Below are 16,287 nucleotides of genomic sequence, written 5' to 3' on the forward strand. Positions count from 1 at the left end.
GCCAGCAGCCAAAGCGGCCAGATACACCTGATGGAGGACAAACGAATGACCATTGTCAAAGTCGAGCGGCTGTCCGACCTCACCCCCGAACGCCGGCAGGCAATCCTGAGCCGCTCCATGGAGGAGATTGGGGACGTCTTCGACAACGTGCGCCAGATCTGCGAGGACATCCGCAAGCGCGGAGATCAGGTCTCTCTGGAGCATTACAAGAAGCTCAAGGAAGATATCGTGCCGGCCGATCTGAAGGTGACCCGCGCTGAGATCGATGCCGCTTACGCACAGGTTGGCGACAAGGTCGTCGAGCAACTCAGGTTCGTGGCCGCAAACATCGAGAAGTTCCACCGCGCCCAGTTCGAGCGAGACATGTGGTCTGTGGAGATTGCTCCGGGCATACTGGCCGGGCGCATCACCCGGCCCATGGACAGTGCGGGCTGCTACATCCCGGGGCGCCAGGCGAACTACCCCTCCAGCGTTCTCATGACCATCATCCCGGCCAAGGTGGCGGGGGTGCAGCAGATCGTGGCCTGCACTCCGCCCGACACCGGTATGGTCGCCAACAACACCTCACTGGTTGCCGCGGACATCGCCGGTTGTGCCGATATCTTCAAGATCGGCGGCCCGTGGGCAGTTGCGAGTATGGCCTATGGTACCGATCTGGTACCCAAGGTGGACAAGATTGTGGGACCGGGCAACAAATATGTGACTGCTGCGAAAATGGCGGTCTTCGGCTCCGTTGCCATCGACTCCCCAGCGGGCCCCAGCGAGATCTTGATTTTGGCCGACGACACCGCTAACCCCGAGTGGATTGCGATGGATTTCTACTCGCAGGTCGAGCATGACCAGGACGCCGCCGCGGTTCTCGTCACCCCGGACGCCGGTCTTGCACAGGCTGTTGCTGACGCGATCAATGACAAGTTCAAGACCATCGCCCGGCGCGAGATACTCGCCCCGGCGCTGGAGCACAATTCGGCGATTCTCGTGGCAGACACCATGGATGACGCTATCGATTTCACCAATGAGTACGCCACCGAGCATCTCGAGGTGGTCACCCGCGACCCCATGCTCATGCTCCCGCGCATCAAGCACGCGGGCTCCATCTTCCTGGGGCCATACGCCCCGGTACCGGTAGGCGACTACGCCTCCGGCACCAACCACGTCCTGCCTACCGGCCAGTGCGCGCGGATGTTCAGTGGCCTGTCTACCGATGATTTCATCAAGAAGCCGACCTGGCAATTCCTGTCCAGGGATGGCCTGAAGCACCTGTCCGAGGCCGTTCTAGTTCTTTCCGAGGCCGAGGGCCTGCCGTTGCACGGCGAGACCGTGCGGGTGCGGCTGGAGGAGTAGGAGGGACGGCTGGCGCCCCAATAACTGTGAGGTGACTGCGCGTGATTACCCGCATCTACATCGACAACTACAAGTGCTTCAGCAACTTCGAGTACCGCCCGGCTGCGAATGAGCTGTTGCTAGGGAGAAATGGTGTCGGCAAATCATCCGTGTTCGACGTTCTGAGGATGCTGCGTGGCCTAGTGTACGATGGCACCTCCATAGCAGACTCTGACTGCCTGGGCTTGGGCACGCGCACCATCTGGGACACACGCGAAAATCAGTTGTTCGAGCTCGAGGTCGCCGGGAATGGCGGAGCCTATCACTATTCGCTCAGCATCGAGTATGATGAGGAGAAAACACGGTCCCGGATAGGCGTCGAGGAGCTGAAGTTCAGCCCGAGGGACTCCGCAGAACTGCGCCTGTTCCGGCGTGAGCGCGACGAAGGTTGGCTGTTTCGCGACAACGGGAGCGACGGACCGGAGGTGAGGTTGGATTGGAATCGATCCGGTCTCTTCTCGATCCAGCCACGACACGACAACACACGGCTGACTTGGTTCAAGGAACGCTTGGGCCAGACACACTGCATTCGCGTTGTACCCGCCCAGATGTCCGGATGGACTGAACGCGAAGACGACGCACCAGACTCAACACTCTCAAACCTGTCTTCGTGGTATCGACACCTCAACCAGGAGGAGCCTCGTGTTCGAGACGCCCTCCACCGCTCGCTGCAGGCCGTGATAGACGGATTCTCAACTTTCTCGTTGAGGCGCGTCACTGAGGAAGGCAGGCGCCTAGTCGTGGAACTGGAGTCGGAGGGCAGCCCGCACACCTACGACCTAAGCCAGCTTTCGGACGGGCAACGTGCCCTTATTGGGCTCTATACGCTCAGCGCATACGCGTCACAGTACCCTTCGAGCGCAGCCAAGTCGGTAACGCTGTGTGTGGACGAACCCGAGAACTTCGTGGCGCTCTCAGAACTCCAGCCCTGGATCCACGAGATGGAGGACTGCGTGGATGGCGAGCGAGTCCAATTGCTGCTTGCCTCCCACCATCCGGAGTTCATCAACCACTATGCGCATACAAGCGCGGTGCTTCTGTACCGCGTGAGAGGGGGGCCAACCCGGGTAAGGGCTTTCGATGGGGCCAACCCAGACGGCTTGGCACCTGCCGAGATTGTGGCACGGGGGTGGGAAGATGAGTAGGGGGGCGGAAGTGGTTCTGCTGTGTGAGGACAAGCAGCACGATTGCTTCTTTCGTCGATTGCTCAAGCTACTAGGGTACGGGCGCATCCGAGTCAGGGAAGACTATCCTAAGGGGGGAGGAGAGGCCGGCGAGGGTTTCGTGCGTCGGGAGTTCGCGGCGGAAGCCAAATGGCAGCGGCGCAGAGCGTCCAGAATGAAGTGCGGCCTGTTGGTGGTCATTGACGCAGACTCTCGCAGCGTAGACCAGCGGCGCAACGATGTGCTGGGTCCGCTCGATCCACCCCGCGCCGCCAACGAGAATATAGCCATCTTCGTGCCGAAGCGTAACATCGAGACCTGGATCGCCTACCTGAAGGACGGCGTCGCGGTGGATGAAGTCTCGCCGTACCGGAGGTACCCTGGCTGCGAGAGCAAATGTCATCCCGCTGTTGATCGCTTTCTCGAAATTGCCCGGACGGGGGTCCCCTCCGACTGCCCGGACTCGCTTTGCAGAACCATTCGAGAAGAGTACCCGCGTCTGCCCTGATCACCGACGGGACTGCCCGATTCCACGGCGCTTGCTTGAGTTCGGCATTCCGAACCGAGATTGAGGAAAGCAATATTCCGCTCATTTGGTCGTCACGGCCGAGGACGTTGGAAGCCCTACCGCAAGAAGCTTGAGCTGTCACGGAAGCGTACTTCGACGCCCAATGCGGGCGGCTCTCTGCGTCACCGGAGAACACTGGCGTCTGAGCTATGTGGAACATCCAGCGCCTGCCATCTGACGAACCGTGCTATTCCTCTTCCTGACGTGACCGCGCCTGGACCATGCGCGCGATGGCCTGATGGTCCCACCAGATGTCCTGGAGGATCTGGCCGGCGATCTGCTGGGCACTTGGCAACGTTTGTGCGGACAGCCACGGCTCGATGTTTGGACGGGTGATTGAAGCCCGGAATACCATGACATCCTGCTCTCGGCCGCTGTCGTCGGGAACGCGGGCAAGAGCGCGAACAATGAGGGTACCCAGTCCCTGTTCGGTGCGCATGGCATTGACACCGGCATAGAATGCGGCGATGAGCAACTCGTTCTCAAGTCGTCCGAGGTCGGAGGTGGGCGGCATTGAGATGGTCAGGATGCCGAGCCCGGCGTACTCGTCGAAGGCCATCGCGGTGGCTTTCGCGGACAGGCCGCCTGCCCCCGCGCGTTCGAGATGGAGCTGTGACATGATCCGCCGGTCTACATCGCTGGCCACGGCGGACGACGCCCGCTGCACTCGCTGTCCCTGAGGGCGCTGAACGGGTGGATTCGCGCTTGAGCCGCCCACCGGACTGCGATATTGCGGCCCGCTTGCGGTGGGCACGGCAGCCGAGCCAAGAGGGGGCCGCGTTGTGTCCGGCAGCGGGCCCGCCGGCCCCGGAGCCACGGGCGCGGATACACCTTCCGCCTGCGTGGCGACCTCCGCATCCGTGGCGGTCGGCGTATATTCCAGCTCCTGGGCGCCGCCACCATTCGCGGCCCTGACGAGAAGGAGACCGAGAATCGGTATCATCAGGATGCCCAGTATGACCGCGACGATCACCCACGTGGGAGTCCAAGCCTTGCGGGCAGGGGCTGGAGCTACGATCGGGGGGGACACCACTGGGGCCTCATCACCGCGGATTGCATGACGCCGCGCTGCGGCAAGGCGCTCCATGACGGCTCGGTCGAAGTTCAGGTCCAGCGCGCGCTCATAGAAATCCACCGCTTTCGGCCAGTCGCCGGTTCCCGCGTACGCGTCACCCAGCACCGCCCACGCGGCGCCGCTCTCCGGGTAGCGTTCGACAATACTCTCACACAGGCCAACGGCGGAGTCGAACTGGCTGGCACGTATGAAGGTCTGCGCCTGAGCGATCTCTTGCTCCAATGTAGCGTGCGACCGGGTCTCTTCGGACAAGTACCACACCTCCGCCAATCGCGTTGCGGTTGCCGGCCGACCGACATTGGGGCCGCAGTCAGGTCGGTCCTTTCAGTCCTCGAGCGACCCCAAATGCTCCACCTCCGCGGGCCATTCGCCTTTTGTGTCGCCCACCCTTGGTTGGATATCCTTCTCCATCCGGACTCGGGCGATGCGGTAGCCGCAGTGCTTGTAGAGCGCCACTGCTGACTCGTTGCAGCAACTGGCATCAAGGCTAAGGCGTTCCACGCCTCTTTGAAGGCACCAGGTCTCGGCGAAACCCAGGAGCATCTTGCCGTAGCCCTGCCCACGGATGTCCGGCGCGACGTATATATTCTTGATGTATCCAATGCACGGATCGACCATTGTGGCGATCAGTGACAGCCACAGGAAACCGAGGGTGCGCCGCCCGTCTTCCAGGACAAAGAGACCTTCTGTGGCGTCGTTACGGTACGATCGCCGTAGTTGCTCGCCGTAGTCCCGAAGGAACTGGGCATCAGCAACAAAGCCCGGGAAGTTGGTTTCGTAGATTTCGCGCTGGAACTCGACCACCGCCCGGCCATGCCTGCGCCAGTCAAACGGCCTGATTTGAACCATGGTGTGACTCCCGTGCTCTGGCTCGAAGTTACCCCCCGCCGGGGCCCCCTCAAACCACAACCGCCATCCTCTACACACATATTCGCGATCCCCTCCCATGTTCCTTGCGGACGCGACAAGACGGAAGGGAAAACGGGGTAGCGTGACGAACCAACGCCGCGCACAGGGGCAAAGTGGGTGCGCTCCGGCGCATGTTGAGCCCATATAACGGCCCCGGAGAAAGGAAATCGCAGTCATGGAACAACTGGGAATCGCCATCATCGGCCTGCGCATGGGATACGGGCATTTCCGTAATGCCCAGACCTTGCCGGGCACGAAACTTGTCGCCGTCTGCGATCTGGACCAGGATCTGCTCGCCCAGACCCAACGCGAGTTCGACGTTCCCTTCGCCACCACCGAGTTCGAGGCCGTGCTGGAGCGCGATGACGTGCATATCGTCTCCATCACCACCCCGGACCCCCTGCACCACCCGCAGACCCTTGCGGCCCTGGAAGCTGGTAAGCATGTGCTTGTGGAGAAGCCCATGGCCCTGAATGTGCAGGAATGCGAGGACATGGTCAACGCCGCCCGCGAACGCAATCTCAAGCTGATGGTGGCCCATGTCTGCCGCTTCTACAGCTTTTTCGAGCAGGTGAAGACCTGGTCGGAGGACGGAACCCTGGGCAAGCCGTACTACGTGGAGACCAGCTACATCCACAACTACGAGGACATCCCGGGCGTGGGCGACTGGCGCTGGGACCCGGAGAAGCGCCATCCTTTCGTGGGCGGGGCTTGTCACGCGGTTGATCTCGCGCGCTGGCTGGGCGGGGACATAGAGGAAGTCCACGCCTACGGCAACCACTTCAATATCCCGCAACAGAAGTGGGAAGACCATATAATCGCCAACGTGAAGTTCAAGAGCGGCGCGGTGGGCCGCATCATGAACTCCTCGGGCTGCCCGCGTCCGTACAATATCGAGTGCGAGGTCTGGGGAACCGAGGGGACTATCTGCGGGGACAATACCCGGGACGTGGCGCAACTGGCCCTGCGCACCACAGGCTACAAGAAGTGGCTGACGTACCCGAAGGAGACCATGGCCAAGGCCATCGCCAACGAGATCGGGCATTTCGTGGATTGCGTACGCAATGACAAGACGCCGCTGATCGACGGCGTTGACGGTGCGAAGACCATCGCGACCTGCTGGGCGGTCATCGAATCCATCGCCAGCGGCCAGCCGGTCAAGGTAAGGAATGAGTTCTGAAGGTACGGGCCGCTCTGATCTGGGGTATGTCAAGGGCCCGGCGGAAGTGTACAGCCGCATCTCGACCGTAGCCCCCGCAGGGCGCCAGCCATTTGCCAGAAGGCTCAGCTGGTGGGATCAGGCTCTGCGACCGCGGATGAGCCCCGAAGAGGTGCTAGAGATTCTCTGGGTCTGCCGCCCCTTCGGGGCTCTCCATTTCCATGTGCGCCGATCCCACGGGTTCCGTTGCGCTTCGCCTCCACCCGTGGCTATCAGCTGCCACCCGCTATGCGGGCTGTGAGGCAACGCCCATGCTGACTCTCGGTTGCTGATCGGGCGCCGCACGGTCCTCGGCCGCCTGTCTCCCCTTTGGGGCTTTCCCGCGATGGAGAGGCGGCAGGGTTGCTGCCGTGGTCCCTCACTCCGGCCATTTCTCCGGCCGGTACTTCATGATGACCTCGTTGGTCGTCGGGATGATCCCATACAGTTCCGGCCGGCGGCGGGAGAAGATCATCTCGCGCCAGCCCGGCTTCTGCTCCGGCATATCCTCGGTGAAATAGCTGGGGATGTCCCACTCGCCGCGTTTCGGCTGGTCCGCGCGCAGGCCCTCGTAGTACACCCGGCTTGCGCTGAAGTCGATGTCGTAGCTGATGACCCCCTCCTGCTGGAAGCCCGAGGACGCCATGACCTGCCCGTACGGGTCGATGATCACGCTGCGCAGGCTGGCGTCCGAGGAGTTCCAGTGTGAGCAGGCCACCCAGAATGCATTGTCCGCGGCCCGAGCGCGCAGGAGCGTCTCATTCACACGGCCATTGGGTCCCCACATCTGGCTTGGGTCCAGCAGCAGCTCCACACCGTTCAGGGCAAGCGTCCGGTCCAGGAAGGGAGCATACAGGTCGCCGCAGGTGTGGGTGCTGATGCGCGCGAAGTCCGTGTCGATCCAGGTCAGTTCGGGGAACCCGCTGGGCCAGTAGATGGGTTGCCCGAACACCTCCCTGCCTTGCCGGTCCCACAGGCGCGCGATGCTGATGAAGTCTTTGTCGCCCAGGCCGCCGATGAGGATATAGCAGCCGTATTCGCGGGCCTTCTCGGCGATGACCGCGAAGGCCTGCTGAGTGACCGGGTCCTCCGCCTTCGCCGCCTGCTCGGACGCCAGAATGATGTCCGGTTTGAGTTCCGCGGCTTTGTCGATGAGTTCGAACAGCCGCTGGGGAAGCTCCCCATCGCGCCAGATATTCTCGGAGTTCATGGCGATCACGGCCAGGCGCGCGGTGCGTTTCTCATACCGGGGAAGCTCCGGCGGTGACCACGGTTCGGCCACCGGGTGGAATGCTTTCCGGTCGCCGAGGACGTTTACGTAGAAGCAGTTCTCGTCCTTCTTCCAGCCTTTGTAAGGGTCCACCTTGCGCTTGTCCAGGTTCACGGTAGCGGTGGCCACGCCGTCCTCGAAGCCGGTGTCGGCGATTGGCACCCCAACGCGGTTCACGATCATGCTCCGTCCCCAGGCAGCGCCCTGCATGCCGTAGTTGTAGCGGTTGCTGATATACGGGCGCGGGTCGGAATAGTGCGCGGCGATGAGGTGCGCGTGGCTGTCGACGGCCCGCGCGGTAAGGAGCGGCTCCCAGGTGCTGTGGTCCCGGAAGCGTTCGGGGAAATGCTGCCACAAGAGGATCTCCGCGCCCTTCATGCGCAGGACCTCGTAGATCTCCGGAAAATAGAAGTCGGTGCCGATGGTTGCGCCGATGACGCCGAAATCGGTGGTGAACACCTCGAGATCGTCGCCGAGGGACAGGTCGTCGTCGGGCAGGGCGTGGGTCTTGCGGGACTTGAACGCCACCTTGCCTCCGCGGTCGAGAAGCACCGAGGTGGCATAGACCCGCTCCCCATCGTCCTCAATCATCGCCAGGGCGAGGTAGGTGCGGTTGGCCGCGGCGAGCGTTCGGAAGGCAGAAAGGTCCTGTGCCTCGTGCCCCGTGCGGAAGGTGAGGAACGGCGTGTAGGGCAGCACCACGAGATCGCTGCCCGGTATTGCGCAGGCGCGTTCGGCCATCTGCAGGACGTACTCCGGGTTCTGGAACTCCTTGCCCTCCAGCAGGCACACGGAAGACAGGACGACGACACGGTCGGCGGCGTTGGCGGCCAAGATAGACCCTCCCAGCATGGCGATCAGAAGCAACCCTCGAATGGTTTGCATCGGTACCACCCTCGTTCTTATTCAAAGGCCGACTACACTCCCCACGCTCTGCGAAGCGCCCAGTCCAGACCCAGCAGTCCGGCTAGGATGCACAGCACCCAGCCCTCACGCAGGGGATTGCGGCGCGTCTCGCGCGAGACCTCCTGCACGGGTGCCTGCAGGGCCCCGGCCAGCGTCTCTTCCTGACCTGGTGAAGCCACGACGCCCCCGGTCTGCTTCGCGAGAGCCTCCAGCAGGGCCCGGTTGGGCTGCGAGACCGCAAGTTCAATCTCCGAGGGCACAAAGCGGGTCCGTGCGCTGTCTGTGCCCAGATCGCGCCCGGAGAGAACAGCTGACACGGACGCGGTGATCTCGCCGGGAATTGGGCCTGGAATGAACGCCTGGTAGCGTCCCGGGAATTGCGGGTCGGGTGCGCAGGTGAAGCGACCTTTCTCGCCTGCCAATTGGGTTCGCGCGATCACCTCGGCGCCATCCACCGGGAGCCCGGTGGAATCGCTCACCTGGACCAGCAGGCGGGCGTGTTCGCCCAAAGGGTAAGCCGCGCGGTCGAACTCGGCCACCACCGGTCGGTCGTCTCGCACTTCGGTGAGCCAGTCCAGAAGCCCTTCCCACAGTTGCGCGAAGGCCTTCTCGCCCGCATCGGAGTTTCCCGCGGAAAGCACCCAGCGGTGGGTGGAGTTCGTCGAAAGAACAGCTGCTCTTCCCCGGCCCACGGTGCCCGTGACCAGAAGCGGTGACCCGCCGACAGAGAGCGCCACGGTCGCACCCCTGCGCGGCGAACCCAGGGCATTGCGTCCGCGCAGGGCGGGCAGGCCGGCGAAATTACCGGCTTCCAGGCCCAGGCTGTCCAAGCCGGAGCCAGCAGCCACGTCAAAGACCTCATCCAGGTATGAACCCTGAAACTGTGCCGGAAGCAGTGTGCCCAGCGCCCCAGAAATGGGGGAGCGCGCGCTCAAGGGACCTCCGAGGATCGCGACTCCAGCCCCCGACCCAACCAGTTCCGCGATCCTGCCCGCGACAGGCGCAAGAGCGGGCCCGGGCACGTCCTGCAGGATCACCGCGTCGGGGCGCGGGCTTAGTGATGAGACGAGAGATGCTTTGCGGAGCGCAGAATCATCGCGCCACCAGTCACTGTCGGCCTTGCGCACCAGGCAGGTGACCTTCAGGTCGCGATCGGCGAGCAGAAGCCGCTTGATCGCTGCGTACTCGGGGTTCGGCGCGCCCGCAATGAGAAGGATGCGGGTGCGGTCGGGCAGCACCGTCACCAGCGCTGCGCGACTGTTGTTCGCCCCTGTCACCTCGCCGTCGACCGCCGGCACCCGGAGTTCGTAACGGTACCTCCCCGGCGCGCCGGCCTTCAGGGAGACTTCCACCGCGCCCGGCCTGCCGGTTGGCACTTGCCGGGTAGCGATCGTGCGGTCTTCGCGGATCACATCCACGGTCAACCGGTCCTCACCGACTCCTTGTGAGCGGACGGTGCCTTTGAGCTCGAAACTCGCGCCCTCACGCACCTGTCGGGGCGCCTGTATCGAGGTGACCGCAACGTCGCGCACTGGCCACGGTTTCCCGACCGCCAGGAAATTGAGGGTCAGACCCGCGGCCCGAGCGATCCGTGCAACCTCGAGCACACGCGCGGATTCCGTGTCCGCGCCATCGGTGGCGATGAGCACCCGTGCGCCGGGAGCCTCCGCCGCGATGAAACCCACGGAGGCGGCCAGGTCGGTCCGGTTGCCACTGGCAGAGGCATCGGCCAGGTTGCGAACAGGCCGGATCGACGAAGAGAAGCTATACAGTGTCGGGGCACTCGGATTCTCGGTCTTGGCGACGCGGCGGAGGACGTCTTCCAGGGAGGTGCGGGCAACGTCCAGCCGAGACGGCCCCTGTCTGTCCGCAGGCAGGCCCATGCTTGCCGACGTGTCGATCAGTACACGCAGTTCACCAGGCACCCGGACTGTATTGCCTGTGATGACCACCGGATTCCACAGCATCGCCAGCAGCAGCAGGAGCGAGAGCCCGCGCAGGACGGTGAGGATGACCCGTCGCGACGCGGGCTCGCAAGCCAGTCGGCGCAAGGAGACGACGAGCGCCGCCAGGACCAGCAGGCCGGCAATTCCGGCGGCAATCCAGTGCATGTTCAGTCCGACGATTCCTCACGTTTCAGACTTGTCTGCCCTCGTTCGCCGGCGGTCACTTGCCCGGAACCGCGAGGTCAGCCAGGAAGTCGGGCGTGATCTTCTTCCCGACCAGGAAGAACTTTCGGTCCGGATGCCACAGCACGTGGTTCCCGCGGCGGTGGGTCATGCTGGGGTAGACCCCGATATCGGTGCGCTTCAGCGGCCCGATGCCCTGACCGTCGTTGTCCATGAGCTGCTTCGAGCGGCTGAACCAGATGGGCTGGTCAGCGTCGGGGCGGAACTCGCCGCGCGCGATGAAGGCAGGGCGGCGGTTCTTGCTGGTATCCTCAGGTTGGCAGCCCTGGAAGCGCCCGCTGTTGTTGTGGTGCAGAAGCACGTACTCGCCGGTAGCGATCTCATAGATCGGGCAGCAGCAAAGCGGTTCAAGGATCGGCGTGCCGTGATCCTTGCGCAGGAGCGGCCTGGGGTTACACCAGGTCATCCCGTCATCGCTCGACAGGCTGTACCAGATGTACCCGGACATGGTGCGCATCACACAAAAGAGCCGCCCGTCCGGCAGGCGCACGAGACTGGGCTCCTGGGCGACGCTCAACATGGGGTCGGCATAATGCGGGACCCGTAGGGCTTCGTCGCCCCAGCCGGAGTAACTGATCTGGATTTCGCCCGGCTCGGGATCGTCGTCGATGTTCTCGAAGCGCATGAACTCGACCACGGTCTCCCACGAGGTCCACGAATTGCTGTGCATGGGCCATCGCACGGCCCTGCTCACCCAGCGGCTGAACCCGGTGAACCATCGTCCGCGCAGGTCGCGAATGGGCTTCTGCCAGACGATCCAGTTCGAGGGCACCGAGGTGTCCGGGTGGTCGTGGGGGCTGCGTTTCAGGGGTATATCGGCCGGCTGCGACCATGTCCTTCCCATGTCGTCGCTATAGCAACCTTCCATGGTCCCCGTGTGCTGGTGGATAACATCATCGATGCCCTGGTACTGATTCCAGATGGCGTAGATGCGGCCGGATCCCGAAATCAGCGGGAAGCCCCAGCTCGCCATGAAGCCGTCTCCGGGGCGCTTCGGACCCGCCACGTGGGTGGGTTCGGCCCAGGTCACGCCGTCGTCTTCGGATCTGCTGAACATGATGCGGTGGTCGCCGGCCCCTTCGTAGCTGCTCTGGGTCCACAGGCACATGAGGGACCCGTCGGGGCCTTCGAACACCAGAAAATGTTCGTTGCCGGTGTCGAAGGTGGATCCATCGACGCTCTTGGGCACGTAGACCACGTAATCGGGTTCGGTGCGCTGCAGTTCGCGTTGCAGGATATCCTGTGTCGAATCCATGGTTCTCCCCGTGTGGATGGCGTCTCGCGCCAACTCGCCCTGCGCTCAAGCACAGGGCGGGCCTTGCGTCGGTCCTGCGGCGTGCCCTAACTCAAGGTTACTGTCGCCGCCGACATGGGCGGCAGTTCCACCGTGATTTCCTCCGCACACCGGACAGCGCCCCCATCCACGACCCGGACAGCATCGGGCTTGTCGGCGGAATTGACGGCATCGGGCTGGGTGGCGGTGAGCAGGCGCATCGACCCGCTCGTGGCTTCGCCGGCATGCAGGTACACCGTGACTTCGGCGGATGCATCCAGGCTCAGGTTTGTGACGGAAAGCACCACTCCGCCGGAACCGTTGTTCCGGCTGGCAGAGGCGCTCACCAGCGCGACGCTCTGCCGCTGGTTGTCCAATGTGAACTCATGCCGGTCCACTTCCACGTCGGTGCGCACCGCAACGTTGCCCATGTGCGGCTTGTACAGGTCATAGATGTGGTACGTTGGGGTGAGCCACATGGCAGCGCCGTCGGTCTGAATCAGGCATTGCAGGACGTTGATGAGCTGGGCGATATTGGCCATGGTCACGTATTCGGCGTTGCGGTGGAACACGTCGAAGACCAAGGCGGCTGCGAGTGCATCGCGCAATGTGTTGGGCTGGTACAGGCCCACGTCGGCCTCGGGGTGCCAGACGCCCCACTCGTCCACCGCGATCCCGATCTGCCGCCCGCGCTCGAAGTGCCCGAGCAACTGGGCCAGCCGCCGTATTTGCCCTTCCATGACCAGCGCGGCCGGAAACAGCCCGTAGTACTGCTCTTCGCTGAATCCGGTTCCCGGGCCGCACTTGTAGTAATGGTGTATGGAGTGGTGGTCGACGAGATCGATGCGCTTCAGGGTGTTGAAGAACGCCAGGTCCCATTCGGCGTTGAAGCCGCAGGAGATGAGCTGGATTTCGGGGTCGATGCGCCGCAGATAGCTGGCGAACCGGCGGTACTCCCGGGCGTAATGGTCCGCGTCATAGTGCCCGCCGCAGCCCCAGTTTTCATTGCCGATGCCCCAGTATTTCACCTTGTAGGGCGCCGGGTGCCCATTGGCGGCGCGCTCCTGCGCCAGAGTGGTCGTGCCCTCGTAGTTGCAGTATTCCAGCCACTGCATCATCTCGCGCGGGTTGCCGGAGCCCACGTTCCCGCAGATGTAGGGCTCGGCGCCAATCGCCCGACAAAAGCGAATGAACTCGTCGGTGCCGAATTGGTTGTCCTCTTCGCGGTTCCACCAGACATTGATTCGCCGGGGCCTTTGATCGCGCGGCCCGATTCCGTCGCGCCAGTCGTAAGCGTCGGCGAAGCAGCCTCCAGGCCAACGCACCACCGGCGGCTGGAGGGGCTTGAGCGCCTCAACGACGTCCTTGCGGATCCCTCGGTCGTTGGGGATCGCGCTCGTCTCGCCGACCCACGTGCCCTCGTCGATGCAGCGGCCGAGGTGCTCGGCGAAATGCCCATACACGTTGGGGTTGATGCGGCCCAGGGGTTCATCCAGACGGACGGTGACCGTGGCGGTGAGCATGGCGGTTCAGACTCCCTCGGTAGAGGTTCTCGGCCCATGACAATTCACCCTCAAGAAACCGCGGACCTTCATGAAGGAATTCTCAAGATCAGCAGGAAATGTTCAGCGTGAACCCCCGACGGACGCCGCCGTGGGGCGCCCCGGGAGGGAACCCATTCTCATTACGAAGAAGGAGGACCAGATCCATGCGACGTGGCTTCACCCTGATTGAGCTGCTCGTTGTGATTGCGATTATCGCGATTCTAGCAGCGATTCTATTCCCGGTGTTCGCCAGAGCCCGTGAGAAGGCCCGGCAGGCAAGCTGTTCGAGCAACCTGAAACAGATTGGTCTTGCGGCGCTGATGTACGTGCAGGACTACGACGAGCGGACGCCCTGGATGCGTCTCACCAACCCGCCTGCCGATATGTGCCCGTACGCTCCGAACAACGGCTCGCCCTGCTACACCTGCTGGTCCGAGCACATCACGCCCTATGTAAAGAACGACCAGCTCTTCAACTGTCCTTCGAGCAACCGTTACCGCGCCCCGAATACTCGCGGTTCCATCTGTATGTCCTACGGCTGGAGCTGCCACATTGACAACATGAAGCTCGGATCCATCTACAGACCCGCAGAAACCCTTATGGCAATCGATGCGGACTGCCACTGGGTCAACGGCGACTGCAGCAGTCATGCGCGCGGTGAGCTTCACGGTAAGAACGAGCTGTATCGCACTGCTCCGCTGCACAATGATGGTTCCAACATCGCCTTCGCCGACGGCCATGTGAAGTGGATGGGCGCCACCGCCATCATGCCCGCCATGTGGCACAACACGCCCTAGGAGAACAATTCGCGGACAGCCACTCCGGGCGCCTCGTGGAGACCAATCCGCGGGGCGCTCTTCGTCACTGGAGGCCGGGAACATGTTGCGACAGACAAGACTGTTTGCATTGTTCGCGGCAATTATCACCACGACAGGCTGCGTCGAGCCGGCCTGCGAGGTGCTGCTCGTGCGCAGCGAAGACTCTTCGGCGTCCAACTGGGGCGCTCTGCCGGGGTTCATGTCCCGGACCGCCCGCGTGGAGATGCGCGAGGACGGCCGCCTGCCCGAAGGCGACCTGCACCAGTACAGGCTTATCGCGCTGAGCACCAATCTCAACGTCTACCGGGAGGACCGGCGGCGGCTGTGGGAGTTCGCCAATCGCGGCGGCATCCTGGTCACCTGGTTCGCTGATGACGTGCGCAGCGAGGCCACCTTCTGGCCGTACCGGCTGGTGCTTGGTGATCGTGACCCCGATCAGGTGACCTTCCGCGATGATCCCCACCCACTCCTGGACGGACTGCGCGGGAAGGCTTTCAGTGGCCAGATGTGCGGGGGCGATGTGGTGCGTGACTGGGATCGCGAGCACTGGCGAGTACTGGCAGAGAGCCCCGACGGGCCGGCGCTCCTGGTTGCTGCATACGGCGCGGGACATCTCGTCGCCGCACAGTTCCACGCACCACTCTCCGCGCGGGAGGAACTGGCGCGTCCGCTTGCCGACAATCTTCTGAAATGGGCGGGCGTGAAGCAGGTGGCGGCGGAGGACCTGGCTGCTCGCGCGGACCTGGAGGTTCTCACAGCACTGGCCCGCCGGCAGATAAGGGAGTTGGGGGCCGGCGAGTGGAAGCGCGGTTCGTGGGATGATGTGAGCAAGTCCCGCCCGGTACGGGGCATCTCGTGGTCTTACCCGCGGGGCGTCACGCTCTACGGGCTGCTGAAGCTGAGCGAATCGGGTGGGGGAGAGGAGTGGGGGCAGTTCGTGCTGCGCCACAACGAACTGGTGGCGAAACAGTGGGACTGGCTCACGTGGCAGATGGAGACATTCGGCCGCCGCACACCGGCCCAGGGCATCGAGGAACTCATGCGCCTGAGCAGCCTGGACGACTGCGGATCAATGGGGAGCCAGGTGCTCGAGGGGCTTCTCGCGCACGGGGCCACTGCGTCCCCCGAGATGACCCGGATGCTGCAGCGCATTGCCGACTACATTCACACGCGACAGTCACGCCTGCCGGATGGGACTCTCTGCCGCGGCCGCACGCTGTGGATCGACGACCTGTATATGAGCGTCCCCTTCCTGGCGCGCTGGGGCACTTACTCGGGCAAGCCCGAGTACTGGGATGACGCCGCGCAGCAGATCATCAAGTTCGCCTCGCGCCTGCAGGACGAGGATGGGCTGTGGTATCACGGGTGGTTCGACCGCGAGCAGCGGCATTCGCGGTACAAGTGGGGCAGAGGAAACGGTTGGGCGGTGCTGGCGCAGGTGGAACTGCTGGGTCAATTACCGGCAGATCACCCGGCCCGCAAGAAGCTGCTAAGTATCCTGGAAAGGCACCTGAAGGGTATCGCGCAGCACCAGGCGCAATCGGGGATGTGGCGGCAGATCGTGGACATGCCCGAACTGTGGGAAGAGACCTCCTGCACTGGGATGTTCGCATACGCTCTGGGGCGGTCGAGGCGGGAAGGGTGGATCGATTGGGACGGCAAGGCCGTTGCGCGGAAGGCCTTCGATGCGCTCAAGACAAAGGTGCTATGGGACGGTTCGGTTACGGACACATGTGTGGGAACCGGGGTCAACAACAGCCTGGACTACTACAGGGAGCGCCCCCGGACGCTGAATGATCCGCATGGCCCCGGGCCGGTGCTGCTTGCGGGGGCAGAACTGCTTCGGGAGGAGTGATGGGCTGCTCTGTCGCCCCTTGCGGGGGCTCAGAGGGCAGCCCGGGGCCGATCCCAGGGGTTCCGGTCCGCTTCGCGGCCTCCACCCCCTGGCTATAGGCGGACGGCCCCTCCGGGGCCTTACGACAAGATGCGGT

Annotated in this window: 12 protein-coding genes; 6 read left to right on the forward strand and 6 right to left on the reverse strand. The window is 63.5% G+C overall.

Features of this window, described 5'->3' with window-relative positions:
- Positions 1 to 45 precede the first annotated feature (45 nt).
- From hisD to HPY44_20790, 3 genes are read left to right on the forward strand one after another with little or no spacing between them, the layout of a single operon-like run.
- Positions 46 to 1,344, forward strand: a complete 1,299-nt coding sequence (gene hisD, locus HPY44_20780; protein NSW58452.1) for a histidinol dehydrogenase — start codon at positions 46 to 48, stop codon at positions 1,342 to 1,344.
- Between the two features lie 41 nt (positions 1,345 to 1,385).
- Positions 1,386 to 2,528 carry an AAA family ATPase gene (locus tag HPY44_20785; protein ID NSW58453.1) on the forward strand — a complete coding sequence of 381 codons (1,143 nt, stop codon included), beginning with the start codon at positions 1,386 to 1,388 and terminating at the stop codon, positions 2,526 to 2,528.
- Complete coding sequence (locus HPY44_20790; protein NSW58454.1) at positions 2,521 to 3,054, forward strand: hypothetical protein; 534 nt, start codon at positions 2,521 to 2,523, stop codon at positions 3,052 to 3,054. The genes HPY44_20785 and HPY44_20790 overlap by 8 nt, the downstream gene beginning before the upstream one ends.
- A gap of 247 nt (positions 3,055 to 3,301) precedes the next feature.
- Here HPY44_20790 and HPY44_20795 read toward each other — a convergent pair whose 3' ends face one another.
- Positions 3,302 to 4,441 carry a tetratricopeptide repeat protein gene (locus HPY44_20795; GenBank protein ID NSW58455.1) on the reverse strand — a complete coding sequence of 380 codons (1,140 nt, stop codon included), beginning with the start codon at positions 4,439 to 4,441 and terminating at the stop codon, positions 3,302 to 3,304.
- Positions 4,442 to 4,513: 72 nt separating this feature from the next.
- A complete protein-coding gene (locus tag HPY44_20800; protein NSW58456.1) occupies positions 4,514 to 5,038 on the reverse strand; it encodes a GNAT family N-acetyltransferase in 525 nt (174 codons plus the stop codon).
- A 235-nt stretch (positions 5,039 to 5,273) separates the two neighbouring features.
- On the opposite strand from HPY44_20800, the gene HPY44_20805 reads away from it, so the two are divergent.
- Positions 5,274 to 6,278: a Gfo/Idh/MocA family oxidoreductase gene (locus HPY44_20805; GenBank protein NSW58457.1), complete on the forward strand. Its 1,005-nt coding sequence runs from the start codon at positions 5,274 to 5,276 to the stop codon at positions 6,276 to 6,278.
- A 397-nt stretch (positions 6,279 to 6,675) separates the two neighbouring features.
- On the opposite strand, the gene HPY44_20810 is transcribed toward HPY44_20805, so the two are convergent.
- The 4 genes from HPY44_20810 to HPY44_20825 form a co-directional block, all read right to left on the reverse strand.
- On the reverse strand, positions 6,676 to 8,451 hold the full coding sequence (locus HPY44_20810) for a carbon-nitrogen hydrolase family protein (protein NSW58458.1): 1,776 nt from the start codon (positions 8,449 to 8,451) through the stop codon (positions 6,676 to 6,678).
- Positions 8,452 to 8,483: 32 nt separating this feature from the next.
- A complete protein-coding gene (locus HPY44_20815; protein NSW58459.1) occupies positions 8,484 to 10,583 on the reverse strand; it encodes a hypothetical protein in 2,100 nt (699 codons plus the stop codon).
- Between the two features lie 55 nt (positions 10,584 to 10,638).
- Positions 10,639 to 11,916 (reverse strand): exo-alpha-sialidase, encoded by a 1,278-nt coding sequence (locus HPY44_20820; protein ID NSW58460.1) that lies wholly within the window; start codon positions 11,914 to 11,916, stop codon positions 10,639 to 10,641.
- Between the two features lie 86 nt (positions 11,917 to 12,002).
- The gene (locus HPY44_20825) at positions 12,003 to 13,457 is read right to left on the reverse strand and encodes an alpha-N-arabinofuranosidase (GenBank protein ID NSW58461.1); all 1,455 of its coding nucleotides are present in this window, start codon (positions 13,455 to 13,457) and stop codon (positions 12,003 to 12,005) included.
- Between the two features lie 185 nt (positions 13,458 to 13,642).
- On the opposite strand from HPY44_20825, the gene HPY44_20830 reads away from it, so the two are divergent.
- Both HPY44_20830 and HPY44_20835 read left to right on the forward strand, forming a co-directional pair.
- The gene (locus tag HPY44_20830; protein ID NSW58462.1) at positions 13,643 to 14,275 is read left to right on the forward strand and encodes a DUF1559 domain-containing protein; all 633 of its coding nucleotides are present in this window, start codon (positions 13,643 to 13,645) and stop codon (positions 14,273 to 14,275) included.
- An 82-nt stretch (positions 14,276 to 14,357) separates the two neighbouring features.
- Entirely contained in the window at positions 14,358 to 16,151 is a 1,794-nt protein-coding gene (locus tag HPY44_20835) for a glycoside hydrolase family 88 protein (protein NSW58463.1), read from the forward strand.
- Positions 16,152 to 16,287 lie beyond the last annotated feature (136 nt).

This window comes from Armatimonadota bacterium (genome assembly GCA_013314775.1).
In the GTDB taxonomy this organism is placed as follows: domain Bacteria; phylum Armatimonadota; class Zipacnadia; order Zipacnadales; family JABUFB01; genus JABUFB01.